The 25,379-nt window shown below is 63.9% G+C and carries 23 protein-coding genes; 13 read left to right on the top strand and 10 right to left on the bottom strand.

Features of this window, described 5'->3' with window-relative positions; translation table 11 throughout:
* Position 1: 1 nt before the first annotated feature.
* From ACZYOF_RS21110 to ACZYOF_RS21100, 3 genes are read right to left on the bottom strand one after another with little or no spacing between them, the layout of a single operon-like run.
* Complete coding sequence (locus ACZYOF_RS21110; protein ID WP_463716988.1) at positions 2–958, bottom strand: MBL fold metallo-hydrolase; 957 nt, start codon at positions 956–958, stop codon at positions 2–4.
* 12 nt (positions 959–970) lie between these two features.
* Entirely contained in the window at positions 971–1,198 is a 228-nt protein-coding gene (locus ACZYOF_RS21105; RefSeq protein ID WP_282528185.1) for a DUF2783 domain-containing protein, read from the bottom strand.
* A gap of 9 nt (positions 1,199–1,207) precedes the next feature.
* On the bottom strand, positions 1,208–2,827 hold the full coding sequence (locus ACZYOF_RS21100; protein WP_463716987.1) for an FAD-dependent oxidoreductase: 1,620 nt from the start codon (positions 2,825–2,827) through the stop codon (positions 1,208–1,210).
* 227 nt (positions 2,828–3,054) lie between these two features.
* On the opposite strand from ACZYOF_RS21100, the gene ACZYOF_RS21095 reads away from it, so the two are divergent.
* Complete coding sequence (locus tag ACZYOF_RS21095) at positions 3,055–3,504, top strand: MarR family winged helix-turn-helix transcriptional regulator (RefSeq protein ID WP_463717004.1); 450 nt, start codon at positions 3,055–3,057, stop codon at positions 3,502–3,504.
* A 152-nt stretch (positions 3,505–3,656) separates the two neighbouring features.
* Here ACZYOF_RS21095 and ACZYOF_RS21090 read toward each other — a convergent pair whose 3' ends face one another.
* Positions 3,657–4,463, bottom strand: a complete 807-nt coding sequence (locus tag ACZYOF_RS21090; protein ID WP_463716986.1) for an N-acyl homoserine lactonase family protein — start codon at positions 4,461–4,463, stop codon at positions 3,657–3,659.
* A gap of 370 nt (positions 4,464–4,833) precedes the next feature.
* Between ACZYOF_RS21090 and ACZYOF_RS21085 the strand changes: the two genes are divergently transcribed.
* From ACZYOF_RS21085 to ACZYOF_RS21070, 4 genes are all read left to right on the top strand, one after another.
* Positions 4,834–6,321: a caspase family protein gene (locus ACZYOF_RS21085; protein WP_463716985.1), complete on the top strand. Its 1,488-nt coding sequence runs from the start codon at positions 4,834–4,836 to the stop codon at positions 6,319–6,321.
* 147 nt (positions 6,322–6,468) lie between these two features.
* Positions 6,469–7,128 (top strand): OmpA family protein, encoded by a 660-nt coding sequence (locus tag ACZYOF_RS21080; RefSeq protein ID WP_282528189.1) that lies wholly within the window; start codon positions 6,469–6,471, stop codon positions 7,126–7,128.
* 150 nt (positions 7,129–7,278) lie between these two features.
* Positions 7,279–8,211 carry an efflux RND transporter periplasmic adaptor subunit gene (locus tag ACZYOF_RS21075; RefSeq protein ID WP_130581981.1) on the top strand — a complete coding sequence of 311 codons (933 nt, stop codon included), beginning with the start codon at positions 7,279–7,281 and terminating at the stop codon, positions 8,209–8,211.
* The gene (locus ACZYOF_RS21070; RefSeq protein ID WP_463716984.1) at positions 8,211–11,354 is read left to right on the top strand and encodes an efflux RND transporter permease subunit; all 3,144 of its coding nucleotides are present in this window, start codon (positions 8,211–8,213) and stop codon (positions 11,352–11,354) included. Before ACZYOF_RS21075 ends, ACZYOF_RS21070 begins: the two co-directional genes overlap by 1 nt.
* A 2-nt stretch (positions 11,355–11,356) precedes the next feature.
* On the opposite strand, the gene ACZYOF_RS21065 is transcribed toward ACZYOF_RS21070, so the two are convergent.
* On the bottom strand, positions 11,357–12,031 hold the full coding sequence (locus tag ACZYOF_RS21065; RefSeq protein WP_463716983.1) for a Crp/Fnr family transcriptional regulator: 675 nt from the start codon (positions 12,029–12,031) through the stop codon (positions 11,357–11,359).
* 220 nt (positions 12,032–12,251) lie between these two features.
* On the opposite strand from ACZYOF_RS21065, the gene ACZYOF_RS21060 reads away from it, so the two are divergent.
* Both ACZYOF_RS21060 and ACZYOF_RS21055 read left to right on the top strand, forming a co-directional pair.
* Positions 12,252–14,285, top strand: a complete 2,034-nt coding sequence (locus tag ACZYOF_RS21060; RefSeq protein ID WP_463716982.1) for an AsmA family protein — start codon at positions 12,252–12,254, stop codon at positions 14,283–14,285.
* A 757-nt stretch (positions 14,286–15,042) separates the two neighbouring features.
* A complete protein-coding gene (locus ACZYOF_RS21055) occupies positions 15,043–15,228 on the top strand; it encodes a hypothetical protein (protein ID WP_463716981.1) in 186 nt (61 codons plus the stop codon).
* A gap of 165 nt (positions 15,229–15,393) precedes the next feature.
* Here the strand turns inward: ACZYOF_RS21055 and ACZYOF_RS21050 are convergent, their stop codons facing one another.
* Positions 15,394–15,825 (bottom strand): anthrone oxygenase family protein, encoded by a 432-nt coding sequence (locus ACZYOF_RS21050; protein WP_463717003.1) that lies wholly within the window; start codon positions 15,823–15,825, stop codon positions 15,394–15,396.
* Between the two features lie 48 nt (positions 15,826–15,873).
* On the opposite strand from ACZYOF_RS21050, the gene ACZYOF_RS21045 reads away from it, so the two are divergent.
* The gene (locus ACZYOF_RS21045) at positions 15,874–16,323 is read left to right on the top strand and encodes a MarR family transcriptional regulator (RefSeq protein ID WP_394565985.1); all 450 of its coding nucleotides are present in this window, start codon (positions 15,874–15,876) and stop codon (positions 16,321–16,323) included.
* Here the strand turns inward: ACZYOF_RS21045 and ACZYOF_RS21040 are convergent.
* Positions 16,284–17,258 carry a restriction endonuclease gene (locus ACZYOF_RS21040; RefSeq protein WP_463716980.1) on the bottom strand — a complete coding sequence of 325 codons (975 nt, stop codon included), beginning with the start codon at positions 17,256–17,258 and terminating at the stop codon, positions 16,284–16,286. The two genes, ACZYOF_RS21045 and ACZYOF_RS21040, sit on opposite strands and share 40 nt — an antisense overlap.
* Positions 17,259–17,463: 205 nt before the next feature.
* Here ACZYOF_RS21040 and ACZYOF_RS21035 point away from each other — a divergent pair, with 205 nt between their 5' ends.
* A complete protein-coding gene (locus ACZYOF_RS21035) occupies positions 17,464–18,357 on the top strand; it encodes an efflux RND transporter periplasmic adaptor subunit (RefSeq protein WP_394565987.1) in 894 nt (297 codons plus the stop codon).
* 99 nt (positions 18,358–18,456) lie between these two features.
* Here the strand turns inward: ACZYOF_RS21035 and ACZYOF_RS21030 are convergent, their stop codons facing one another.
* Positions 18,457–19,293: a caspase family protein gene (locus ACZYOF_RS21030; RefSeq protein ID WP_463716979.1), complete on the bottom strand. Its 837-nt coding sequence runs from the start codon at positions 19,291–19,293 to the stop codon at positions 18,457–18,459.
* A gap of 381 nt (positions 19,294–19,674) precedes the next feature.
* Between ACZYOF_RS21030 and ACZYOF_RS21025 the strand changes: the two genes are divergently transcribed.
* From ACZYOF_RS21025 to ACZYOF_RS21010, 4 genes are all read left to right on the top strand, one after another.
* Entirely contained in the window at positions 19,675–21,402 is a 1,728-nt protein-coding gene (locus ACZYOF_RS21025; protein WP_463716978.1) for a hypothetical protein, read from the top strand.
* 147 nt (positions 21,403–21,549) lie between these two features.
* A complete protein-coding gene (locus tag ACZYOF_RS21020; protein WP_463716977.1) occupies positions 21,550–22,275 on the top strand; it encodes a thermonuclease family protein in 726 nt (241 codons plus the stop codon).
* A 110-nt stretch (positions 22,276–22,385) separates the two neighbouring features.
* Positions 22,386–23,216, top strand: coding sequence for an LssY C-terminal domain-containing protein (locus tag ACZYOF_RS21015; protein WP_463716976.1), 831 nt, complete (start codon positions 22,386–22,388; stop codon positions 23,214–23,216).
* Between the two features lie 189 nt (positions 23,217–23,405).
* Positions 23,406–24,593 carry a pyridoxal-phosphate-dependent aminotransferase family protein gene (locus tag ACZYOF_RS21010; RefSeq protein WP_463716975.1) on the top strand — a complete coding sequence of 396 codons (1,188 nt, stop codon included), beginning with the start codon at positions 23,406–23,408 and terminating at the stop codon, positions 24,591–24,593.
* A gap of 53 nt (positions 24,594–24,646) precedes the next feature.
* Here ACZYOF_RS21010 and ACZYOF_RS21005 read toward each other — a convergent pair whose 3' ends face one another.
* On the bottom strand, positions 24,647–24,841 hold the full coding sequence (locus ACZYOF_RS21005; protein ID WP_463716974.1) for a hypothetical protein: 195 nt from the start codon (positions 24,839–24,841) through the stop codon (positions 24,647–24,649).
* On the bottom strand, positions 24,841–25,379 hold a 539-nt coding region (locus ACZYOF_RS21000; protein ID WP_463716973.1), incomplete at its 5' end, for a transposase. The genes ACZYOF_RS21000 and ACZYOF_RS21005, both read right to left, overlap by 1 nt.

Genomic DNA, 25,379 nt, shown 5'->3' with positions numbered 1-25,379 from the left:
GTCATCCTCCTCCTTGCAGGGCGGCCCACATTTCGCGGTCGCGCTTGTCGGTCCAGATCACGGGATCGTCGATCCCGGACGCCTCGTCATAGGCGCGCGAGACGTTGAACGGCAGGCAATGCTCGTAGATCGCGAAGGTCGAGAATTTCGGATCCATCACGTCGCGCGTCGCCGCCATCGTCTCCTTCAGCGTGCGCCCTTTTGCCACCGCTGCTTCAGCAGCGCCGTAGAGCGTCGTGACGAAATCACGTGTCATCGCGATCGCCTCGCGACCGGTGGCAAGGCCTTTCAACGCATCGCCGCGGCCCGGCGCGATCGCCTTCGGGTTGAAGGCGCGGATCTCGTTCAGCGTCATCGGCCATTCGCGCAAATGCGCATCGCCGCAATAGCAAGCCGAGTGATATTCGATGAGATCGCCTGAGAACATCACCTCGGCATCGGGCACCCAGGCCACGATATCGCCCGACGTATGTCCTGCGCCGAGCTGCATCAGCCGCACCTCGCGCTTGCCGAGATAGATCGACATCTCGCCTTCGAAGGTCAGCGTCGGCCAGGTCAGGCCGGGAATGCTCTGCGCGTCCTGGAACAGACGCGGAAAGCGGCCATACTCCGAATCCCAATCCTGCTGGCCGCGTTCCTCGATCAGGCGGTAGGTCTCCTGCGAAGCGACGATGCCTTGCGCCTTGTAGGCGGAAGCCCCCAGCACGCGCACCGCGTGATAATGCGACAGCACGACATATTTGATCGGCTTGTCGGTCACGGTGCGTACGCGCTCGATCACCTTGTTCGCCATCGCCGGCGTCGCCTGCGCGTCGAACACGAGGCAGCCGTCGTCGCCGACGATCACGGCGGTGTTGGGATCGCCCTCGGCGGTGAAGGCATAGAGATCGGTGCCGATCTCGGAGAAGGTGATCTTCTTCTCCGAAAGATCCGTGGTGGACGCAAAGCCTTTGGCCATCGGGTGTCCTCGTTATTGTTGCTGCTGTTGTTGCTGCTGGCTCGCCTCCAGCATCCGCCGCTTGGCGAGCGCGATCGCCTCGTGCAGCACGTCGATGTCGCCGATATGGTTGGCGAGCACGAGCACCAGCGCGGCGTCGAGATCGGCGCTCTGCGCATCCGTCAGGCCGCGATGCGCCTCGACGATGGCGCGGAAGGCATCGTCCGGCTTTGCGAAGTTCGAACTGGTCGACAGCGCCATCACAGCACCTCAGTTCATTCCCGACGCCCGCGCCAGCGCCGCCTCTAACAGCGGCCGCGTCGGGCGACGGAAGCGCGCGGCAACATAGCCGTCGGGCCGTAGCAGATAGGCGGAGCCGGGTTCGGCGTCGTAGCGGTTGCCGACGAGCCCCGCGGCATCCGCGAAACCGTCGTCGCCACCGATGCGGATGGCCTTGATGCCATCCGGCACATCCACCACGGCGCCATTACCAAACTCCAGCAGCGTGAACCGCGTTCCCGCGCCGATAAACGCCTCGGTCAGGAACTGCGGATTGCTGTCACGCCCGGCGATCGGCGCATCCAGCAGTGAAGCGCCCGGCGGCGGCCCGCCGCGCCATACGTCACAGTCCCGCGTCGACAGCGGCGTGTCGTAAATCGACGGCACCGACAGCCGGCCGCCATTGACCATGCGCTTGCCGAACTCAGTCTCCTTCGCCAGCGCCAGCACTGCCTGGCGCAGCCGCGCTTCCTGCCGCGAGCTTGGCGCCATGAAATCGGTCGAGCGGGTGGATTCCCGGATATTCTCATCCGCCGCGGCGCTGCGCTCGATGTGATAGCTCTCGATCAGCGATTCCGGCGAAGTCCCGCGCAGCACGCGGTCGAGTTTCCACGACAGATTCTCCGCGTCCTCCAATCCGGAATTGGCGCCGCGCGCCCCAAAGGGCGAGACCTGGTGCGCGGCGTCGCCGGCAAAGATCACGCGGCCGTGGATGAACTTGTCCATCCGCCGGCACTGGAATTTATAGAGCGAGATCCACTCGAACTCGAACTTGTCGTGGCCGAGCATGCGCGCGATCCGCGGCCGCACATTTTCCGGCTTCTTTTCGTGCACCGGGTCTGCCTCCGGATGGAGTTGCAGATCGATCCGCCAGACATCGTCCGGCTGCTTGTGCAACAGCGCCGAGCGTCCGGCATGGAACGGCGGGTCGAACCAGAACCAGCGCTCGGTCGGGAACGCCGCAGTCATCTTGACGTCGGCGATCAGGAACTGATCCTCGAACACCTGGCCGGCGAATTCCGCGCCGACCAATTTGCGCAGCGACGAGCGCGCACCGTCACAGGCGATCACGAAAGCCGCGCGAATAGTGTATGAGCCTTCCGGCGTCTCGATGGTCAGCGCGACACCATCGTTGCGGCTCTCCAGCGCGATCACCTTGTTGCGCCAGCGCAGGTCGATCGCAGGCAACTCGCGCACGCGATCGACCAGATAGGCTTCGGCATAGAATTGCTGCAGGTTGATGAAGGCCGGCCGCTTGTGACCATCCTCCGGCAGCAGGTTGAACTGATAGAGCTGGGAGGCGCCGTGGAAAATCTTGCCGACACTCCACACCACGCCCTTCTCGACCATGCGGTCGCCGACGCCAAGCCGGTCCCAGAATTCCAGCGAGCGCTTCGAGAAGCAGATCGCGCGCGAGCCTTCGCCGATCCGGTCGGCGTCGTCGAGCAGCACCACCGGTTGTCCGCGCTGGGCGAGATCGATTGCGAGCGACAGCCCGACGGGGCCCGCCCCGACCACCACGACCGGATATTCAGCCGTATCGGCTGCCACCCGATCCTGGTCGGGATGCCTGCGATAGCCGAACTGGGTGTTGGTCTTGGCCTGCGCCATCCGCTCAAACCCTTGTCAAACCCTTGCCGCTTCCTCGTGGCCTTGTTAAATTAGTCTCACTTGCAACGATCTTAAACTCCCTGACGGCACCGCCGTCAACTCCCCTCGGAGGCATTTTGACGAAATCGGCTTCGAGCAACGGCACGGCGGAGACGCGATCCGAACCGGACTCGGTCGCACCGCAGGAGGACGCGGCGGCCAAGAAAAGGCTCGACCTCTTCCACTTCATGCCGTTCCGCCTCAACCGATTGGCGGCGGAGGTGAGCTCGGCGCTTTCCGCCGAGTATCAGGCGCGCTACGGGCTCGACATCCCCTCATGGCGCGTGCTGGCGACGCTCGGCTTCCGCCGCGAAGCCTGCAGCGCACAATACATCGCCGATTGCACGCGGACGCATAAGTCCACCGTCAGCCGCGCCGTCACCACGCTGATGGAACGGCAGATCATCGAACGCGTCGAGAATGCCGACGACCGCCGCGAATTCCGCCTGCAGCTCACGCGCAAGGGCAAGGCGCTGTACGAGGAACTGATCCCGCGCCTGCTCCGAAGGGAGCAGGAGATTTTTTCATGTCTGTCCGCGCAGGAGCGGCGGCAGCTCGGAAAACTGCTCGGCAAGATCGAGCACAGCCTTGAGCTGGTGCAGACCAGCGAAGAGGCGGACGCAAAAGAAGCGTATTAGCGATTTCTCTCACCGTCATTGCGAGGAGCGGAGCGACGAAGCAATCCATGCCTCCGTGCGCGTGGAGCGATGGATTGCTTCGCGGAGCCTGTCATCGGGCGCGCATTCGCGCGACCCGGTGGCTCGCAATGACGGCTGAATCAGCTACTGACCTACTCCGCAAACGAGCGCGAGGGCGCCAGATGCAGGGCAAAGGCGTCGACCTTGTCGCTCGCGCGCGGATAGATCTCGGCGACGATTGGATCATGCCCGGGGATAAAACGATCGGGATGCCCGGCGAGCCGCTCGACGGTTTCCCAGCCGATCGCCATGTCGCCGATGTTGTAGACGATCGGGAATGGGCTGCGCTTCTGCAGATTGGCGTAGTAATGCGCGGCGTCGGATGCCAGCACGACGGGACCGCGCGCGGTCTCGACCCGCACCACCTGCAGGCCGTCGGAATGGCCGCCGACACGGTGCACGGTGATTCCAGGCGCGACCTCGCCATCTCCAGAGTGGAACGTGACGCGCTCGCCATACACGTGGCGAACCATCAGCGTCACATGCTCGATCGAGAACGGGTGCCGCAGCATGCCGTTGCACATGCACCGTCCGGTCGCGTAGCTCATCTCGCGTTCCTGCAAATGGAAGCGCGCGTTCGGGAAGCGATCGAGATTGCCGGCGTGGTCGTAATGCAGGTGGGTGACGATCACGTCCCGGATCGATGCCACTGACACGCCAAAGCGATCCAGCGCATCGACCGGATTGAGAGTCAGCTTGCGGGCGCGCAGCTTGGCCTCCTCGGCGTTGAAGCCGGTATCGACCAGGATGTCGCGGCCAGCTCCCCGAACGAGCCAGACGAAGTAGTCGAGGTCCTGCGCCGTGGTCTCATGCGGATCGGGCGCAAGAAAGTTCATGTTCGGGGTGCGCGGCGACATCGTCGCATAGCGCAGTGCATAGATCTCGTAGGCATTTCCCATTGGCTTCGCTTTTCTTGTTAGGTGGCCGCTTGCGCGGCAAGCAAGCCATTGTCATCGGCAAAGGTCAAACCTTACAAGCCTGCTGCGGCTGCATGACAGGATCGTGCGAGCCAATGTGAGTGTCATAGTGAGAGGGTGTCACAGTGAGAGGGTGTCACGGCGTCGTCGACGGAACCAGCTCTGCCGCCGGAACAGCCGCGCTTCATTCCCCTGCCGGAAGCCGCCGTTTCGCGCTTGATTGTCGCAATTAACGATGACAGCGCAAGTGGTTGACGGCCTATAGGCGCGGTTTGATAATGCCGGTTGCGTAGAGTAAGGTCGCCGCGGCGCAGACCGGGATCGGCGTCTTTTTGGCTGGACTGCCGCGACTATGAACATCCGCTTTGCTTTACTCCTCACATTGATTTTCGCCATCGCCTCGACCGCCCCCTCCTTCGCTGCGGGCGACCGTTTTGCCCTGGTGATCGGCAACGCCAAATATCCGGACGCGGATGCGCCGCTGAAGGAGCCGATCAATGATGCGCGCGATGTTGCCGACGAGCTCAAGCGCGACGGCTTCAGCGTGGACATCGGAGAAAATTTAACCGGCGAACAAATGCGGCATGCCTTCGATCGGCTCTACGCTAAGATCAAGCCCGGTTCGGTCGTCCTCTTGTTCTTCTCGGGCTATGGTATCCAGTCCAGCCGCCAGAGCTACATGATCCCGATCGACGCCCAGATCTGGAGCGAGGCCGACGTCCGCCGCGACGGTTTCAGCCTCGAGACGGTCCTCGGCGAGATCAACAGCCGCGGCGCCGGGGTCAAGATCGCTTTGATCGATGCTTCCAGGCGTAACCCGTTCGAGCGCCGATTCCGCAGCTTTTCAGCCGGCCTCGCGCCGGTGATCGCGCCGAACGGAACGCTGGTGATGTATTCGGCGGCGCTGTCGTCCGTGATCTCGGACAATGGCAGCGACCACAGCCTGTTCGTGCGGGAATTGCTCAAGGAAATCCGGACCCCCGACCTGATGGCGGAGGAGACGCTGAACCGCACCCGTGTCGGTGTCACCCGCGCCTCGCGCAGCGAGCAGGTGCCGTGGATTTCGTCTTCGCTGGCGGAAGATTTCTCTTTCATTCCGGGTTCAGCGGCGCGGCCGCAGAGCCCGCCGCCGCCTGAACCTCCTCCGCCACCGCCGGCTCAGACGGCGGTCGCCCCGCCGGCGCCACCTGCCCCACCGTCGCCGCCGCCCGCTCCTCCCGCGCAGACCACCACCGCGGCGCCGCCCCCATCCGAGCAGTTGCCACTGCCGCCACCGACGACGCCGCGCCCGGTGGACATCGCCACGCCGCCAACGCCGACCCCGAAGCCGGCCGACACGCTGGCCGATGATCCGACCATCAAGACCCTGACGGCCCGGCTCAACGACAACCCGGATGATGCGGCCGCGCTTTACCGCCGCGGCCAGGTCTATGCCAGCAAGGGCGCCTACGACCTCGCGATCAAGGACTTCAACAACTCGCTTCGACTAAACCCCAAGGATGTCGAGGCCTACAACAACCGCTGCTGGGCCCGCACCGTCATCGGCGATCTGCAGGCTGCGCTGAAGGACTGCAACGAGGCGCTGCGGCTGCGCCCGAATTTCGTCGATGCTCTCGACAGCCGCGGCCTTTTGAATCTGAAGAGCGGGCAGACCAAGAACGCCATTTCCGATTTCGATGCGGCGCTGAAGCTGAACCCCAGATTGACATCCTCCCTCTACGGGCGCGGGCTTGCCAAGAAGCGTAACGGCTCGGTCGCAGAAGGGGATCTGGACATCACCAACGCCAAGGCGATGGACCCGAACATCGTCAAGGAATTCGCCGATTATGGCGTGCAGTGACGATAATTTGGATAGGTAGTTCCGTCCGGCCTCGAACCTCGGGTGGAGGTGCTAGACTAAGAATTTAAGATGGGCCGGGATCAAGCAACCGGCAGTGATTTGGCAAATTGATTTGAAACCGCGCGAACGGCGCAAGAGGGGCTGACAATGTTCGACATCACTGCGAAGAAGAATCTTGCTGCGATGCTTTCGGTTGCAACGATCAGCGCCTCGCTTGCCCTTGGCATGGTGGCCGCCCGAGCCGGCGACAATGTCACCGAAGAGCAGATCCTCAGGGCGCTGACGCCGGAGAAGAAGCCGTTGACCCGCGGCCTGTCGATCGGACCGAAGGTCGAGCCGGCCGCAAACCCCGCCGAAGACAAGTTCGTGCAGACCATCCGCGGCCGCTCCACCCGCTCGCTGTCGTCGGCCGAGCGCGAGGAGATCGCGACCATCGTCCAAGACAAGCCCAAGATCGATCTGGAAATCAACTTCGACTACAACTCGGCCCAGATCAACGCCAAGTCGCTGCCGTCCGTGCAGGCCTTGGGCCGCGCTCTGTCCAATGCCGACCTGAAGGGCTCGACCTTCGTCGTAGCCGGCCACACCGACGCCGCTGGCGGCGAGGCCTTCAACCAGGACCTGTCCGAGCGCCGCGCCGAAGCGATCAAGCGCTACCTCGTCGACAAATATGGCATCAACGGTTCCGACCTCGTCACCGTCGGCTACGGCAAGAGCAAGCTGAAGGATCCGAGCCAGCCGCTGGCGGAAGCGAACCGCCGCGTGCAGGTCGTGAACATGGAAAACAAGGCAACCGCGTCCAAGTAGCCCGTCCAGGTAAACGGCGTAGCGCCACGTGGTATTTTAAGGGTAAGATGCGTCTCGCACCCCTGCGGGACGCATTTGTTTTAGCAATAGACTTCAAACAATTCGAAGCGTTCTGCTTCAGCTAAACTTCAGGTCTGGATCGATCCGGCGATGAAATTCTCCGAATACCTAAAGCCTGTGCTCGGAACAGTTTTTGTCGTCGCACTTGGCGCCGGCTACTACTGGTTCGAGCATCGCCCGCGTCCGGAGGAGAAGGAGACGCCAGGCCAGGCGCTCGTCGTCGTCACCAAATCCACCAATGCCTGCTTCTCCGACATGGTCCGCGTCACCGGCTATATCGTGCCGCGTCGCGAAGCGCAGGTCGGCGTCGATCAGGAGGGCTCCAAGGTCACCGATGTCTTTGTCCGTGAGGGCGACACCGTGACCGAGAACCAGGAACTGGCACGGCTGACCCCGCCGCCGCAGCAACAGCAACAGACAGCCCAGGGCGGCGGACGCGCAGCATCGCTTTCCCTGCGCGCACCGGCCGCGGGCCTGGTCACGGAGGTGCGGACCGCCGTCGGCGCCCCAGCCTCGCCGCAGGCCGGACCAATGTTCCGGATCGCGATCAACAACGAGATCGAGCTGGAAGCCGAGGTGCCGAGCATTCACCTGCTGAAGCTCAATCCGGGCGCAACCGTCCGGATCAGCCGCGACGATGCGCCCGACATGGTCGGCAAGGTGCGGCAGATCTCGCCGCAGATCGACCGCAACACCCAGCTCGGCCGTGTCAGGATATCCCTCACCAACAATCCCTCGCTGAAGGTCGGCATGTTCGCCCGCGCCAATATCGACGCCAAGCGCTCTTGCGGCGTCGCCGTTCCCCGCACTGCGATCGACCGCCTCACCTTGCAGGTCGTCAAGGGCAACACGATCGAGACGCGAAAAGTGCGGGTCGGGCTGACCTCGGACACGTCAACGGAAATCCTTGAGGGCCTCGACGTCGGCGAAACCGTCGTCGCCGATGCTGGCACCTCGCTGCATGACGGCGACCAGATCAAGATCATGTTCGCCGACGAACTCGAGCGCACGCGGACACGCTAATGGCTTTGAATATCTCGGCTTGGTCGATCCGGAACCCGCTGCCGTCGATCGTCTTCTCGATCATCCTGCTGGTGCTGGGCTGGGTCTCCTTCACCAAGCTTGCGGTGACGCGGCTGCCGAGCGCCGATATCCCCGTGATCTCGGTTGCGGTGTCGCAGTTCGGCGCAGCACCGTCGGAACTGGAAGCGCAGGTCACCAAGACGATCGAAGACGGCGTCTCTGGCGTCGAGGGCGTGCGCCACATCTCCTCTTCGATCACCGACGGCCTCTCAGTGACCACGATCCAGTTCGCGCTGGAGACCAATACCGACCGCGCGCTGAACGACGTCAAGGATGCTGTCACCCGCGTCCGCGCCAACCTGCCGCAAAACGTCACCGAGCCGCTGATCCAGCGCGTCGACGTCATCGGCCTGCCGATCGTCACCTATGCCGCGATCTCACCCGGCAAGACGCCGGAGCAGCTTTCCTATTTCGTCGACGACGTGGTCAAGCGCGCACTGCAGGGCGTGCGCGGCGTCGCCCAGGTCGAGCGCATCGGCGGTGTCGAGCGCGAAATCCTGGTCTCGCTCGATCCCGACCGGCTGCAGGCGGCGGGGCTGACCGCCGTCAATGTCAGCCAGATCCTGCGCGGCACCAATGTCGACCTCGCCGGCGGCCGCGCCGAGATCGGCAAGAATGACCAAGCAATCCGCACACTCGCCGGCGCCAAGACGCTGAACGAACTCGCCGGCACCATGATCCCGCTGTTCGGCGGCGGAGAGGTGCGGCTCGATGATCTCGGCACGGTGACCGACACCATCGCCGACCGCCGCACCTTCGCCCGCTTCAACGGCGAGCCGGTGGTCGCGCTCGGCATCAAGCGCTCCAAGGGCGCGAGCGATGTGGTGGTCGCCGCCGCGGTGCAGAAACGGATCGATGCGCTGAAGGCCGCCTACCCCGATGTCGATCTCAAGCTAATCGACACCTCGGTCGAATTCACCAAGGGCAATTATGAGGCGGCGATCTCGACCTTGTTCGAGGGCGCGATCCTCGCCGTCATCATCGTGCTGTTGTTCCTGCGCGACCTCCGCGCCACCATCATCGCCGCGGTCTCGCTGCCGCTATCGATCTTCCCGGCGTTCTGGGCGATGGACCTTCTGGGCTTTTCGCTCAACCTCGTCAGCTTCCTGGCCATCACGCTCTCGACCGGCATCCTTGTCGACGATGCCATCGTCGAGATCGAGAATATCGTGCGCCACATGCGCATGGGCAAATCGCCCTACCGCGCCGCGCTGGAGGCAGCCGACGAAATCGGGCTTGCGGTGATCGCGATCTCGCTTACCATCATAGCGATCTTCGCGCCGGCAAGCTTCATGTCTGGTATCGCCGGCCAGTTCTTCAAGCAGTTCGGCATTACGGTGTCGGTGCAGGTGTTCTTCTCGCTGCTTGCAGCGCGCTTCGTCACGCCGATGCTGGCTGCTTATTTCCTCAAGCATCAGGCGCACGAGGAACCGCCGCCGGGTCGGGTGCTGCGGACCTATCACAGCCTGGTCACCTGGTCGGTGAAGCATCATTACATCACGGTGGTGATCGGCTTTGCCGTCTTCGCGGCATCGATCTGGAGCATCAAGCTGTTGCCGCAGGGATTCCTGCCGGCGCAGGACACCGCGCGCTCGCTGCTGGCGATGGAACTGCCGCCGGGCTCGCAGCTTGCGCATACCGAGAAGGTGACGGAGGAGATCGTCGCGCGCCTGCGCAAGCGGCCGGAGGTGAGAAGCGTGTTCGTCGACGGTGGCCGAGTTCCGCCGGGCACGCAGGAAGTGCGACGTGCCGCGCTGATCATCAACTACACGCCCAAGAGCGAGCGCAAGATCACCCAGCGCGAGCTCGAGCTCTCGATCAGCAACGAGCTCGAGAACGTTCCTGACATCCGCTACTGGTTCCTCGACGAGAACGGCCTGCGGGCGATCTCGCTGGTCGTGACCGGCGTCGACAGCAATATCGTCAACAATGTCGCAAGCGAGCTGGCGACGCAGATGAAGCGGATTCCGATCATCGCCAATGTGATCTCGGAAACCGCGCTCGATCGTCCCGAACTGCGCATCCGGCCGCGCGCCGAACTGGCGGCGCGGCTCGGCGTCTCCACCGAGAGCCTGTCGCAGACGATCCGCGTGGCGACCATCGGCGATGTCGGCCCGGCGCTGGCGAAATTCGACGCCGGCGACCGCCAGGTGCCGATCCGCGTCCAGCTCGAGGATAGCGCGCGCAGCGACCTGCAGATGCTGCAGCAACTGCGGGTGCCGCTCGGCCAGCGGGGCGAACGCGGCGGTGTACCGTTGTCTGTTGTCGCAGACATCCAGCTCGATCAGGGCCCGACCAGCATCAACCGCTACGACCGCGAGCGGCAAGCGACGGTCGCGGCCGACCTCGTCGGCAATGCCGCGCTCGGCGATGCCACCAAGCAGATTTATGAACTGCCGGTGATGAAGAGCCTGCCGAAGGGCGTCAAGGTGAGCCCGTCGGGTGACGCCGAAAGCCTCAACGAGCTTTCGGATGGCTTCGCCACCGCGATCACCGCCGGCCTGATGATGGTCTATGCCGTGCTGGTGCTGCTGTTCGGCACCTTCCTGCAGCCGATCACCATCCTGTTCTCGCTGCCGCTTTCGATCGGCGGCGCGATCGCTGCGTTGCTGCTCACCGGCAAGCAGCTCACCACCCCGGTCTGGATCGGCATCCTGATGCTGATGGGCATCGTCACCAAGAACGCGATCATGCTGGTGGAATTCGCCATCGAGGCGATCCGCGCCGGCCAGCGGCGCGAGGAAGCGATGATCGACGCCGGCATGAAGCGCGCGCGCCCGATCGTGATGACGACCGTTGCCATGGTGGCCGGCATGATGCCGAGCGCACTGGCGGTCGGCGCCGGCGGCGAGTTCCGCTCGCCGATGGCGCTCGCCGTGATCGGCGGCCTGTTGTTCTCGACGGTGCTGTCGCTGGTGTTCGTGCCGGCAATGTTCATGGTGATGGACGACGTCGGCAACGTGATCTGGCGCTTCGGCAAGCGGCTGATCGTCTCGCACGCCGACGAGGAACCGCCCTCCGATCACCACGGCGAGCCGCCGGCCAAGCAGCCGCCGACGATGGTCTCGCCCGCAGCGGAGTAGTTCTACTCATTTCTCGCCATCGCGGTCAGCTTGGGCATGTCGTGCAGCAGGATCCGCCCGCGCTGCAGGTCCAAGATGCCGTCCTTGCGCCAGAGCTGGAGTTGCCGGTTGACGCTTTCGCGCGCGGCGCCGACGACGATGCCGAGCTGTTCCTGCGAAATGTGGACTTCGGAACCGGAGTCGGACGCCAGCGCGCAGAGCCGCTTGGCGAGGCGCACCGGCAAGGGTTGCTGCACCGATTCCTCCATGCGCTCGCTCATCCAGCGGATGCGCTGGCAGAGCAGCTCGATCAGCTTCACGGCAACCTTCGGCTCGCGCTCGAGGAAAGAGAGAAAATCCTCGCGGCGCAGCACGAACAAGTCGCTTGCTTCACCGGCAGTTGCGTCCGCGGTGCGGTCCTGACCGTCGAGGACGGCGACCTCGCCAAAGAGGTCACCGGGGCCCATGAAGTTGAGCGTCAACCGGTTGCCGTCGGAGGCGCCGGTCTCGATGCGGATCTGGCCGCGCCGGACTCCGAACAGGGCATCACCGGCATCGCCCTTCTGGAACAGCGCCTCGCCCGCCTGAAGGTGCTGGGTGTGACAAAGGCCCGCAAGTCGCTGCAATTCGTCCGCCCCCAAATCGGCAAACATCGGATTCATCTTCAAAATGACCGCAAATTCGGCCTGTTTGCTCATTGTAATGCCTCCCACAATAACCTCCCGAGCGGCTTGCCTGCAGCCCGGATTAACAAAATTCACCCCCATGGAAGTGTGCCATAAGTCACATATGTTTGCAGCTGCGGCGGATTATTTTCGGCCGCTTTGAGCGGAAACCTGTTTCCGGGATAAACTTGGGGCGCCGGCTGCGCGGTGGCGCGGCGAGTAGCGTGAGGTTTGCGCGGTCTGGAATGTCGAGATGAGAGCACTGAAAATCGCAGGCGCCGCGATCGGAGCCGTGATCGTCGTCATCGCGCTGCTTGCCGTGGTCGGCATCCCCTCCAGCTTCCTGACGTCGGCGATCCAGGACCGGGTCGAGCGCGAGACCGGCTATCGGCTCGCCATCAATGGCGTCGCCAAGATCAGCCTGTGGCCGTCGCTCAACATCACACTGAACGATATCGCGCTGCAGGATCCGAAGGACCGCGAGATCAACAACCGCCTGACTGCAAGCAGCATCCAAGCTGACGTCACGCTGGCGAGCCTGTGGTCGGGCCAGCCGCAAGTGACCGACCTCCTGATCGTGCGGCCGATCCTGACCATGCCGCTGCAGCGCGTGCGCGAGCCCAATCCGCCCGCAAAGGGCACAGCCGCCGGCACCGGCGAGGCCAAATTCGGCATCGCGCATGTCAGCGTCACCGGCGGCACGATCGTGTTCTCCAATGTGCGCGACCGCGTCGAAGGCCGGATCGAGGCCGTCAATGCGGATGCGACCGTCGGCAGCGACCGCAAGATCGTCATCGGCGGCAATGCGCGCGGCGGCGGCCAGCCGCTGAAATTCGAGATCAAGGCGACCGCGCCGGCGGCGCCGATCGAGCGGCAGAACATCCCGACCGAAATCGCCTTTGAGGCGCCCGGTCTGTTGCAGGCGCCGCTGTCGGCGCGAACCGAGGTGCGGCTCAACGGCACGGTGGTGATGTTCAACGGCGTCACCGGCACGCTCGGCGATGGCGCGTTCAACGGCTGGGCCTCCGTCGATATCGCCAGCAACAAGCCGCTGGTGAAACTCGATCTCGACTTCCAGCGGCTGTCGGTGGCGATGCAGCGCGGCCAGCCGGGCACGGCCGCCCAGCCCTGGAGCAACGCCTCGTTCGACCTCATCGGGCTGAACTATGTCGACGCGCAGGCGAAGATTTCGGCGGGCGAGCTCAACATCGGCGATGGCCGCTTCGCGCCGGCTGCAATCGAGGCGACGCTGATGAGCGGCATCTTGAAGGCGCGGCTCGCCAATCTCGGCGCCTATGAAGGCAACGCCAATGGCGATCTTGCCATCGACGTTTCCACCAGCAATCCGACCTACGCGCTCGACGCCGATCTCAACAATGTGCGGGCGCTGCCGCTGCTGCGCAGCCTTGCCGATTTCGACAAGATCGACGGCAGGATGCAGGCGAAGATCGCGGTGCGCTCCTCCGGCAACAGCCAGCGCGCGATCATGGGGAATATGAGCGGCACGGCCTTCACCGTATTCCGGGACGGCGCGATCCGCGGCCTCAACATCGCGCAGATGATCCGCTCGCTGACCACAAGCCCCCTCTCCGGCTGGCAGGAGGGCGATCAGCTCGCGACGGATCTGAGCCAGCTCTCGGCCTCCTTCAAGATCGACAAGGGCCAGGCGGTCACCACCGACCTCAATTTGATCGGCCCGCTGGTGAAGATGACCGGCGTCGGCACCATCGACCTCGGCACCAAGATGATCGGCTTCCGCGTCGAGCCGAAGCTGGTGCTGACCACCGAGGGCCAGGGCCGCAGCAGCGATCCGGTCGGCCTCGGCATCCCCGTGATGATCGAGGGGCCGTGGGATGGCCCGCGCATCTATCCGGAGATTAAGGGCATCCTCGACAATCCCGAGGCCGCCTATGCCAAGCTGCGCGAGATGGGCAAGGGCCTGTTCGGGCCGAACGGTGTCAATCTCGGCGGACTGTTCGGCGGCGGCCAAGGCAGCCAAGACAGCGGAACCGACACCCAGGGCGGCAGCACGAACGGCCAGGGCCAGTCCGGCCAAGGTGGCGGGCTGCTCGGCGGCCAGCTTGGCGAGACCATCGGCAACCTGATCCAGCAGGGCCTGAACAGCGGAGCGCAGCCGCCGCGCCCGAGCCGCAGCATCCCGCCGGCCTCGGCCCAGCCGCCCGAGCCGCAGCCCCAATCCGCCGCGCCTCCGCCGCCGAGCGATAGCGGCGAGACGCAGGATAGCCAGGCGATGAACGAGGTGCTGCGGCAGCTCTTCAACCGTTGAGGCGCCCCGAGATTCGATGTTCAAACAGCCACTCCGTTGTCATCGTCCGGCTTGACCGGACGATCCAGTATTCCAGAGACGCCGGAGCTTAAGCACAAAGGCCGCGGCGTACTGGATGCCCCGCAGGAGCCTGTCATCGGGCTCGCCAAAGGCGAGACCCGGTGACGGGGCATGACGAGCAGAGTTTGAGGAAACATGCATCCGCATTCTCGCGGCACGAACTGCCCGAGCTTTGCGTCTATTTCACCCGTCTCGTGTAAGAGAGGGCGCAGGGAAGGCCGGGTGCCGATTGCACCCGTGGGCCCCGTGCAACAAAAAGCACGGGGGTAGGACCACAGGTCAACCGGAGCAACGCCGGCCTTCCCTGCGCAATGGTTTTAACGGTTTCCTTCGTGCTCTCCCCGGTGACCGGGCTTTCTTGCCACCGTCATCTCTCGCGCGAACTTCTTCGCGCAAGAAACTTAGCGCCAGCGTCGGGGCGCCAGGACCACACGACTTCGCCGTCCGCGCTGGCCAGGCGTTCGTCGTTCGCCAACCCTCGCGTCCACCGCATCCCGCCGCGCGTTCGTGACGATCGCGATCCGCCCCTCTTGCCGGGCGGGACGGCGGATTTATAGGGGTGATTTGGGGTGAAACCGAAGCGGTTTATTTTCCGCTGATGGCCTGGACGAGGCAAATCATATTGATTCAATTGCGATAATTCGCTTCGCCGCGCAATGCGCAGGGAACTTTTGGTCGCCTCGCGCGTTGTAGCTGCATGTCAGACTCATACACACCCCGTGAGAAGCCAACGCCGGAGCAGCGCAAGGCCAGAGAGGCCGAGCGACGGCGCGATGCAGAGCAGGCCATGCGGGACCATCAGCTCGCGCAAGAGGCCTTTCAGAAAAATCGCGAACGGCTGAAAGCCGAGCGACTGGCGCGCGAAGCGGCGGATGAGAAATAGCGCTAGAGCTTCGCTTCTGATCAAATCAGAACCGAAGCTCTAGATTTTTGTTTTGACGCGTTTTCTGCGCAGCTAAGTCTACGCAATCTGCGTAAACTTGATTGCTATGCGAACGGGTGTCCACCTTCGGATCAAGTCCGAGGGCATGCTTCGCTCGAAAACGCTCTAGGCGCTAATCGCGAGCGCCAGATAGATCGCGGTCGCAGCCAGACCCAGCGCCGTGCGCACCGCATGCATCCAGCCCCAGGAGACGACGAGCGCACGCGACTCGCTACCAGCCTGTTCGGGCGGCCATGCTTCGATCCGCTTGTTGGTCGGCATCATCACGATCAGCGTGTAGGGCCAGTTCGCCAGCATCAGCACCGCCGCGGCCGACCACCGCCAATCCTGCAATTGCCAGCTCGCGAGAAACCCTGATAGCGCCGAGACGACGGCAAGGCTCGCCTGCATCGCAAAGCCGCGCGCATAACTCGGCTTCCATTGCCGCAGCAGGCTCGCATCGTCGAGCAAGAGCCGCGCCGGCTGCTCGGCGACATTGATATAGAACGCCGCCCCGGCAAACGCCGCCGCGGCGACAAGGGCGAATAGTCCGAGCACCATCGCTCCCTCCCCAGCAAAGCCAACGCACTCTCTCAATATGGATGCATGCTGGCATGCAGCAAGCAAGCTCCCTCGTCGGATCGCGAAACCGACGCGCTGACGCAACTGATCCTGGAAGTGCTCCGCCTGAATGGCAGCCTGATCGCGGCCGGCGACCGCCTCGTCGCCGACCTCACACGCTCCATGGGCTTGCACCGCCAGGGCGTGCAGCGCATCGTCAACGAGCTCGTCGAAGAGGGCATCGTCACCCTCGACGACAATCCCCACCACCGCTGCGCCAAACTGGTGCGCATGTCGAAAAAGGGCGAGGCGCTTTATCGCGCGGCGGAGCGAAGGCGGAAGCCGTCGGCGAGGCGGCTAGCGAAGGGGATTGGGGGAGGGCGACTGTCTCAGCGCATGCGATGCTCAACACGATGCGGGACAGATTGGAAGATAGACACGTGCAGGGTGAGAGCTTATTCGTCGAATGTATCTTCATCCAACCGCTTAACCTGAATAACGCGCTCGATCCGGACACCGATTTGATAGCGTATCATCAGTTGAGCCAAATCATCGCCGTCGACAAGGATGATTTGCTTCTGAATGCCTTTAACATAGTCGATGCTGGCCTTGCTGAACCTCGCAGTTGTAATGAAAACACCTCTGCTGGTCTTCTTGTCGTCCAAGCTACCCGAAAAATCACGCACTTGGCTCGGCTGGATCAGCACATCTCGATCATAACACTTTGCCTGAACGTAAACGCGATCCAAGCCAAGCGCATCCAAGTAAATCACTCCATCAACTCCCCCATCGCCACGCCCACCCAAGTGATCTGCTTCGCCTAGTCCGTATCCCATCGCGACCAACAGCTTTAAGACAAGTCGTTCGAAGAATAACGCGCGCCGTGATGTTGGCTGGATGGCGAAAATCCGGTCGAGTAGTTCTTCGCGCAACGCCAATTCAATCTCTTTGACCGCGTTGTCGATCTGTTCATCCGGCGCAGTCGCTTGAAGTCCATCTTCGGCATTTGCGCCGACAGAAGCAGCTCTGGGATGGGGCATTGTACCACTCTGCGGGACCTGGGTTGCCGCTGCATCCTCAGTGTTCCGCTTGTGCAAAAAGGCTATGAACTCCGGAAATTGCGAAAGCAATTTATTATCAATCCGACTTGGATTCCTCGACAACACTTCTAGCCCGCGCGCAGTTGCACGAAATACTCCGCGACGGATGCGCTCCAGCAATCCTGCCTTCGTCAAATAGGTACACGCCCAATGCGTCCTATTTCCAATGACGGTCTGTCCGCCGCTGGGAAGCTGCTTCGCAAGTTGATCGTCGGTAAGACCATATTCTTGCGCTACACGCTCGATAACCTGAGGTACGGTCGTTTCGCCCTCCGCAGCAGCGCGCAAGACGGGCATCATCAGCGTTTGATAGTCGGGAATTTCAGACATGGTAGTCCCTACAGATCGGGGAGCAGCCTGCCCTTTTCTGCAGAACGTGTTCTTGAAGGTTTGGTCGAACACGTTGCTCCCCAAGAGCCGCTCAGCACTACCAAGACGAGCAAGAGAACGCCACATGAACATCCGCAATGACTGCGACTAGCTCCGTTGCTGTCGGTCTGATATCGATGAATTCGATTTTGGGAACGATTAGCCGATGTCCAATCTCTTTGATCGAACCAGCTTGAGGCTTTTCACCCTCTTCGCCGCCATCCTCTCCGAGGCCGCCATCTCCCCCACCCTCGCCGCCGAAGAGCCCGAGTCCCCCAAAGGCGCCACCGTCACGGTGCTGAAAGCCTCGAAAACCTGCTTCGGCAATATCGTCGAAGTCTCCGGGATCATCATGCCGCGGGAGGAGACGCAGGTGCGGCCGGAGCGGTTCGGGCTGAAGGTGGCGGAGGTGATGGCGGATCCGGGGGATAATGTTACCGCGGGGCAGATGCTGGCGCGGCTGAACCTGCCGGAGGGCGGGCAGCTCAACATCACCGCGCCGGTGGCGGGGACGATCTCGGCCTCGAGCGCGATCGTCGGCACGATCGCCGGCGGCAAGGGCGAGGCGCTGTTCTCGATCATCGCGCGCAACGAATTCGACCTGATCGGCATGGTGCCGACGCGGGACCTCGGCAAGCTGCAGGCGAACCAGACGGCGCAGATCAAGGTCATCGGCGCCGGCGACATGGACGGCAAGGTGCGGCGGGTGGCGCCGACGGTGGAGCCGAACAGCCAGCTCGGCCAGGTGGTCGTCGGCATCAACGCCCCCCGGCGGCTCCTGGTGAATTCATCCGGCCGCGCGCAGATCAAGACCGGGCAGAGCTGCGGCGTCGCGGTGCCGCTGACCGCGATCCTCTATGGCACCGCCGGCACCGTGGTGCAGGTGATCAAGCGCGACCGCGTCGAGACGCGGCGGGTGGAGACCGGGCTGATGCAGGCCGGACAGGTCGAGATCCGCGAGGGCGTGCAGGAAGGCGACATCGTGGTGGCGCGCGCGGGGGCCCTGCTGCGCGAGGGCGACCCGGTGCGGCCGGTGATGGCGAGCGCGGAGGGGAAGTAGGGACGGATAGAGGCGAATGGCGAATAGGGAGTAGCGAATAGGGAAGAAGCGTCAGCCTCTTCCTTCCCTATTCGCTACTCGCCACTCGCTATTCGCCACTTAGCCACCTAAGCGAATATCTTCCAGCAGCGACGACGACACTGACGGGACCTGCTCGCCTTCGCTGGCGCGGGAGATCGAGGCGCGGGTCTTGTTGAAGGCGGCCTCGATGCCGGGTTGGGTCTTCAGGTTGCCCAGGAGCTCAGTGACCAGCACGCTGTTGGCGACCGCGGGCTCGTCGATGACCTTGCCTGGCGTCGCCGACGATATCACCAGCGTGTTCTCGGGCGGGCTGATCGGGGCGAGGCCGTGGCTGTAGGAACGGAAGCGGCGCTCATAGGGATTGCGGCGGGAAGCATCGAGTACCACGAGCTTGGCCTTCGCGCCCTTCTCGTCCATCGCGGCCAGCACCTGCTCGACGCTGAGGCCATCGCGGCGGACGTCGCCTTCCTTCCAGATCGCGGCATCGACCGGGAGCATGAAGCTCTCGCGGCCGGCCTGCACGCCGAAGCCGCCGAAGAACAGCATGACCACGGTATCCGGCCCGACCTTCGCCTTCAGGCGGTCGACGGCGCGGCTCATGTCGTCCTTGGTGGCGTCCTCGACGACGTCGACATCGAAGCCGCTTGCGCGCAGCGCCGCGCCCAAATCGCGGGCGTCGTTGATCGGCTGCTGCAGCGGGTGGTTGGCATCGGGGTAATGGCCGTTGCCGATGATCAGCGCGACGCGGGACGCCTGCACAGGCACGATGCTCTGCTCGGTCGCGACAGCCTTTGGCGCTTCCAGCGGCCGCTTGTTCAGCGCAGCATGCGCGCCGATCGCCAGCGACACCATCGCAACGCAAGCGGCGGCGACGATGAGCGTGCGATCGGAAAGGGAGAGCTGCCTGAGCTTCATGCGTTTCTGATCCCAATCGTTGACGAAGGCGCGACTGTATAGTCGCGTCAAAACCGTCTGTGGTTTTAGGGGTTGCCTGATCGAGTGCCGTCAGATTGTGCTCAATTTGCGGCACCGCAACACAGAAACCCTTAACCTGCGAAGCCTTCCGGGGCAACCTGATTCGGCCTTCCGGTCCTAACCGTAATGCGCCGGAGGTAGGATTGTGCCAAAACACGGCGATGTGTGTGATCTGCGTCACATTTGTGTTTTCCGCGATTTTGTGGTGCGATTCAAAGGTTTGCAGGGGGCTTCTGGGTGGGGCCTCCTTGGATGCGCAGGATTTTTCGGAAACGCCCGGTTCCGGGCTGTTCCGGATCATGCGTGCCAGAAAGGGGTGGCATGGGTTTTCATGACATTGCCGGGGCCGTGTGCCGGTCGCTCACGGTGCGCAAGGACGCGCCGTCGCTTTATGACGTCTGCGACCCGCTGCTGCTGAAGTATCGCGGCGGGGATGCGCATTTGGGGAAATTCTACCGGACCGCGATCGGCAATCCGGCACTGCGCGGCCTGCTGCGGCGGACCGGCCTGCCAGCTCTGCGCGACGGCGCGCGGCTCGGCGCGCTGCAGGCAGCGCTTAAGGAGGCGCGCGATGCCGAGGCGCCGGATTGGGCGGCGATCGGCTCGCCCATCGCTGCGCTGATGGAAGGTATCGACGTGGGGCACCCCCTGCCCGCTGCGGCAGCGCCGGCGCGAGCGCCTGCGGCCACCGAGATCGAGCGCGTGATCCGGGCCTGCGGCGCACATCTGCTGCGGTCCTATGCGAGGAACGGCTTCATCCCGACCTATGCGGCGTTCAACCTGATCGGCGATGCCGACATGGGCGGGCGCGAACTGTTGATGGCGCTGACCGGGCTGAACTCGCGCGGCTACAAGAATTCGACTCTTCTCTTCAACCTCGCGCGCATCTTCATCGCGCATTCGCCGGCGCGCGCGCTGATCAACCCGCCCTGGCGCGGGATCGCCGAGCCGATGTGGCAGCCGATGCAGATCCGCCACCGCTCGGCCTATTACGATGCGTTCTTCACCGAGGCGCTGCTCAGCTTCGTCGAGACCGGGCTCGCCTCCAGTGCGGAGACCAGCGCGGCGCGCGGGGCGATCGCCGAAATGGTCGACTTCTGCTTGCGGATCAGTGCCGAGGAGGTGCCCTCGCATGACGGCTCGACGGTGAACGTGATCACGGCGCTGGCGCCCCTGCCGCATCCGCGCTTCTCGCGCTTCTTCGCCCAGATCAAGCAGGATCTCGGCTTCGGCATCTATGTGCCTGATTGCGACACCACCGCCTGCTCGTTCTCGGCGGCGACGCAGGCCGGCAGCGAGCATCCGATCCTCAAGCAGCCGCTCCTGGATTTCTACCGCGGCTACCAGGTGCGGAGCGGCGCGAACGAGCCGCGCGTCACCGTGCCGCTGAACGACAATATCGATTACGAGGGCGGCGTCGTCACCTGGATCGACAATCTCGCCGGCGACCGCCCCTATGGCAACGACCTCGACCCGACGCTGAATCTCGATATCCTCGAGGTCAGCTTCCGCAATCTCAAGCGCTGGCGGATTCTTGAAACCCCGCAGCGATTGGAGACGGTGCACCGCATCATCGACTTCCAGCGGCGATTGGTGGAAAGCGGCGCGTTCAGGAAGCCGCGCTCGCATATCTATTATCTGCCGGAGCTGTACTCGGCCTATTTCGGCCGCTGCTACGCCGCCTTCATCGCGCTTCCCTTGGCGGCGCAGCGCGTGATCGACCCGGGTGGTGTGTTCGCGATGATCCGCGCGCAGGTGCTGCTTTACGTCCAGCAGGAATTGATCGCCTATGAGATGAACGCGTTCGACGCCGCGCTGGCGCTGATGGCGCTGGCGCATCTTGGCGCCGAGGTCGCGACGTTCACGCCGGCGCTGCACTGCATCGTCGCGAGCTTCGGCGAAGGCGGCAGGCGCTCCCCGTACAAGGCCTATGAGTGGAACAAGATGAAGACGCCGACGCGGATCCTGGTCGGCGGCCCCGAGGTGACCTCGGCCTTCGTGCTAATGGCGCTGGCGCTGGCAAGACGGCGAATGGCGAGTGGCGAGTAGCGAATAGGGAACGTGGCGCATGGTTGGACCTTCCCCTATTCGCCATTCGCCGCCAATGACGCGAAGTTGAAATGGCTGCGGCGTTCGCGCTACTGGTTTGCTTGCCCGAATCTCCGCACAATTGCTCGCCAATTCGTGAACCTGCCGATGCGATCGCTGCTCCTCACCGCCGCCCTCCTGCTGTCGCCCGCGCTGGCGCAGGCCGCCGAGATCACCGGCGTGCCGAAGATCCGCGAGGGCGACCAGATCCAGATCGGCACCACCCGCATCCGCCTCGGCGGCATCGACGCGCCCTCCACCGACCAGCTCTGCCTCAACACCCACGGTGAGCGCTGGACCTGCGGGGTCGCCGCGCGCGACGAGCTGATCAAGCATGCCGGCGGCAAGAGCTGGACCTGCCATCCCCGCGGCACGACCGACCGCCGCGGCCGTGTCCTGGCGCGCTGCGAAGTCGAGGGGCAGGACATCCAGAGATGGCTGGTCGCCAATGGCTGGGCGCTCGCCTATACGCGCTTGACGCACGATTATGAGGCCGACGAGAAAGCCGCGCGCGAAGCCAAGGCCGGGATGTGGCAGGGCGCCTTCATCGCACCCTGGGACTGGCGCGTCCGCAACAAGAAGACGCCGATCCTGGGCGCCGTGAAGCCGCCGGAGAACGCCCGCAGCATCCTGCTCGCCTCCGCGTCCGGCCCCGTCGCCCCCTCGCCCGACTGCACCATCAAGGGCAACGTCAACACCTCGGGCGAATGCATCTATCACACGCCGCAGAGCCGCTGGTACGCCAAGATCCAGATGAAGATCGCCAAGGGCACGCGCTGGTTCTGCTCGGTCGAGGAGGCCGAAGCCGCCGGCTGCCGCGAGACAAGGCGGTGAGCAGGCTCTGGATTCTTGTTTTGACGCGTTTTCTTCACGCGAACCGGTGTCCACTTCGCTCGAAAACGCTTTAGACTAGCCGTGCAACCTCCGTTCGAGAGCGCGGCACAGTGACAGAGCTCGACAAGGCGCAACCTTCGGCGCGGCGGGGACGGGTCCGGCGCATCCAATTGCTGCTGGCGCTGACGCTCGCGATCTACGCCCTCTCCGCCTATCTCGTGCTGCCGGCATTGTGGACCCATCACGAGCACCAGAAGGGCCTCGCCAACCTGCCGATGGTGACGCGCACCGCGCAGGGGATTCCCGGCGATCCCATGAATATCGGATTGATCGGCGACAAGTATGACGTGGTCTGCGCCATGCACGCCGCCGGCTGGTATCCCGCCGATCCGATCACACTGAAATCATCGATCGAGATCGTCGGCAGCGTGCTGCTCGACCGCCCCTACCGCGACGCGCCGGTCAGCAATCTGTTCTATCTCGGCCGCCGCGAAGACCTCGCCTTCGAGAAGCCGATCGGAAACAGCGCCGATCGCCGCAACCATGTCCGCTACTGGCAGGTGCTCGACAAGGGCGAGGAGGGCCGGCCGGTGTGGCTCGGCGCCGCCACGCAAGATCGCAGCGTCGGCGTCAGCCACTATACCGGCGCGATCACCCACCACATCGGTCCCGACCTCGACGCCGAGCGGGCCCTGCTCGCCTCCGACCTGGAAAACGCCCGCATGGTGACGGCAAAATATCAGGTCACCGGCATCGGGCCTACGATCGCGGGCCGCAACGGCGGCGGCGACCTCTATTACACCGACGGCGAGATCTGGATCCTGACGCTGGTGGAAGCATGCAAGCCGCGCGACGGCCCGGCGACGACGATCCCGAGCCCGCCCGCGGTCGAGATTAAGGATCAGATCTGGCATGTAGTCGCCAACGCGATCGGAAAATAACGCTTCTCGCACCGTCATTGCGAGGAGCGAAGCGACGAAGCAATCCATGCCGCCGCAAGTGGCGAAATGGATTGCTTCGCTTCGCTCGCAATGACGGCGTCGATCAAATATGATTGTCGCTCTTGAATCTCCCGTCGCCATCCTGCATTCACAGCCTGTCTCCGTGACGCAGCCATAAGGAACCCAACAATGACCGTTCGCGCGGGCCGGGAATTTCTGGCCATCCCCGGCCCCACCACGATGCCCGACGAGGTGCTGCAGGCGATGCATCGCCCGGCGCTCGATATCTACTCGGCAGAGATGGTCGAATTGACCGAGAGCCTGCTGCGCGATCTCTCAAAACTGTTCGCCACGAAGGGCAAATCGTACATCTATATCGCCAACGGCCATGGTGCCTGGGAGGCCACGCTCTCCAACGTGCTGTCGCGCGGCGACAAGGTGCTGGTGCTGGAGAGCGGCCGCTTCGCGATCGGCTGGGGTCTTGCCGCATCCGCGATGGGCGCCGAGGTCGAAGTGTTGAAGGGCGACTGGCGCCGCGCGATCCGCCCCGCGGAAGTGGAAGAGCGGCTGCGGCGCGACAAGGAGCACACGATCAAGGCGATCCTCGCGGTGCAGGTCGACACCGCCTCCGGCGCCTATAACGACATCGAAGCGATCGGCAAGGCGATCAAGGCGAGCGGCCATCCGGCGCTGTTCATGGTCGATACCGTGGCTTCGCTCGGCTGCATGCCGTTCGAGATGGACGCCTGGGGCATCGACGTTGCGATGTCCGGCTCGCAGAAGGGCCTGATGACGCCGCCCGGCCTCGGCTTCGTCGCCGCGAATGCTCGCGCGCAGGAGGTGCACAAGAAGGCGAACTTGCGCACGCCCTATTGGGACTGGACCGAGCGCGAGGGCACCGAGCACTATCGCAAATATGCCGGCACCGCGCCGGTGCATCTGTTGTTCGCGCTGCGCAAGGCGATCGACATGCTGAATGCCGAAGGGCTGGAGAATGCGTTTGAGCGCCATCGCCTGCTTGCGGAAGCCGTGCGGCGTGCCGTGGCGGTATGGGCCGAGGGACAGGTGCTCGGCTTCAACATCACCGAACCCGCCGAGCGCTCGAACACGGTGACGACAGTCACCATGAACGGCCACGACCCGGCGGCGCTGCAGCGCTATTGCAAGGAGAAATGCGGCGTTGTGCTGGGCACCGGCATCGGCGACCTGCAGGGCCAGGCCTTCCGCATCGCCCATATGGGCCATGTCAACGCGCCGATGATTTTGGGCACCCTCGGCGTGGTCCAAGTCGCGCTCAACGCACTCGGCATTCCCCACGGCAAGGGCGGAACCGAGGCCGCGATCGAATGGCTCGGCGAAAGCGTGCGCGCCGATTGACCTTGTAGCCCGGGTGAAGCGAAGAGACTGGGTAAGAATTTTTTCCGCCCGGATTACAGGGCACAGTCGAATGCCGGGCGGATTTTGGCTCGGAGACGCGGCCTGCGGGTTTGGAGCCGGTCGACGATGACGGCGAGGACGGTCACAAGCAAGATCGTCCAGTTTGGACGGCGCTTGGCCAGATAGGCCATGAACCGATCCAGGCCGAGGATGCTGAGCACGCGAGTGAGGTTGTAGCAGAGCGCCATCAGGCTCCATTCGCCGCGGACCTTGTCGAAGCCGCGGACGAGGAAGTGGCGGTAGCCGGCCCGGCATTTGAGGGTGCCGAAGGGTGTTCGGCGAGTTCGGCCCGGCGGCGCATCTGAGCTTTGGCGTCCGTCATCCGCGCACGATGCCGTTCGAGGACGGCTTCATGCTCCCAGCGATAGACGGTGCGCGTCGGCGTCTTGGCGGAGAGGCAGCGCGCACGCAACGCGCAGGCGTCGCAATCGGCCTTGCGGCTGACATACCTGATCTCGCTGCGGCCGCCGTTGATCTTGCGGCCCTCCGTTGGGCTCAGGAGCTTGCCGGCGGGACAGCGATAGACATTTGCTGTGGCTTCATAGGCGAACTCTTCGTGGCTCATGCGGTCCTGCGCTTGCAGCCTCGCGGTGCGCTTGGCTTGCGGAACGTAAGCCACGATCCCATCCTCCTCGCAGGCCTTGAGCGCGTTGCCGTTGTAATAGCCGGTGTCGGCCAGCGCCGTTAAGGTCTCGACGCCGAGTGCGTCCTTCGCGGCCTTGGCCA

The sequence above is a fragment of the Bradyrhizobium sp. LeoA1Lang genome (genome assembly GCF_055413685.1).
Note: the sequence above shows the minus strand (reverse complement) of the source record. Positions and strands in the feature narration are given on the sequence as shown.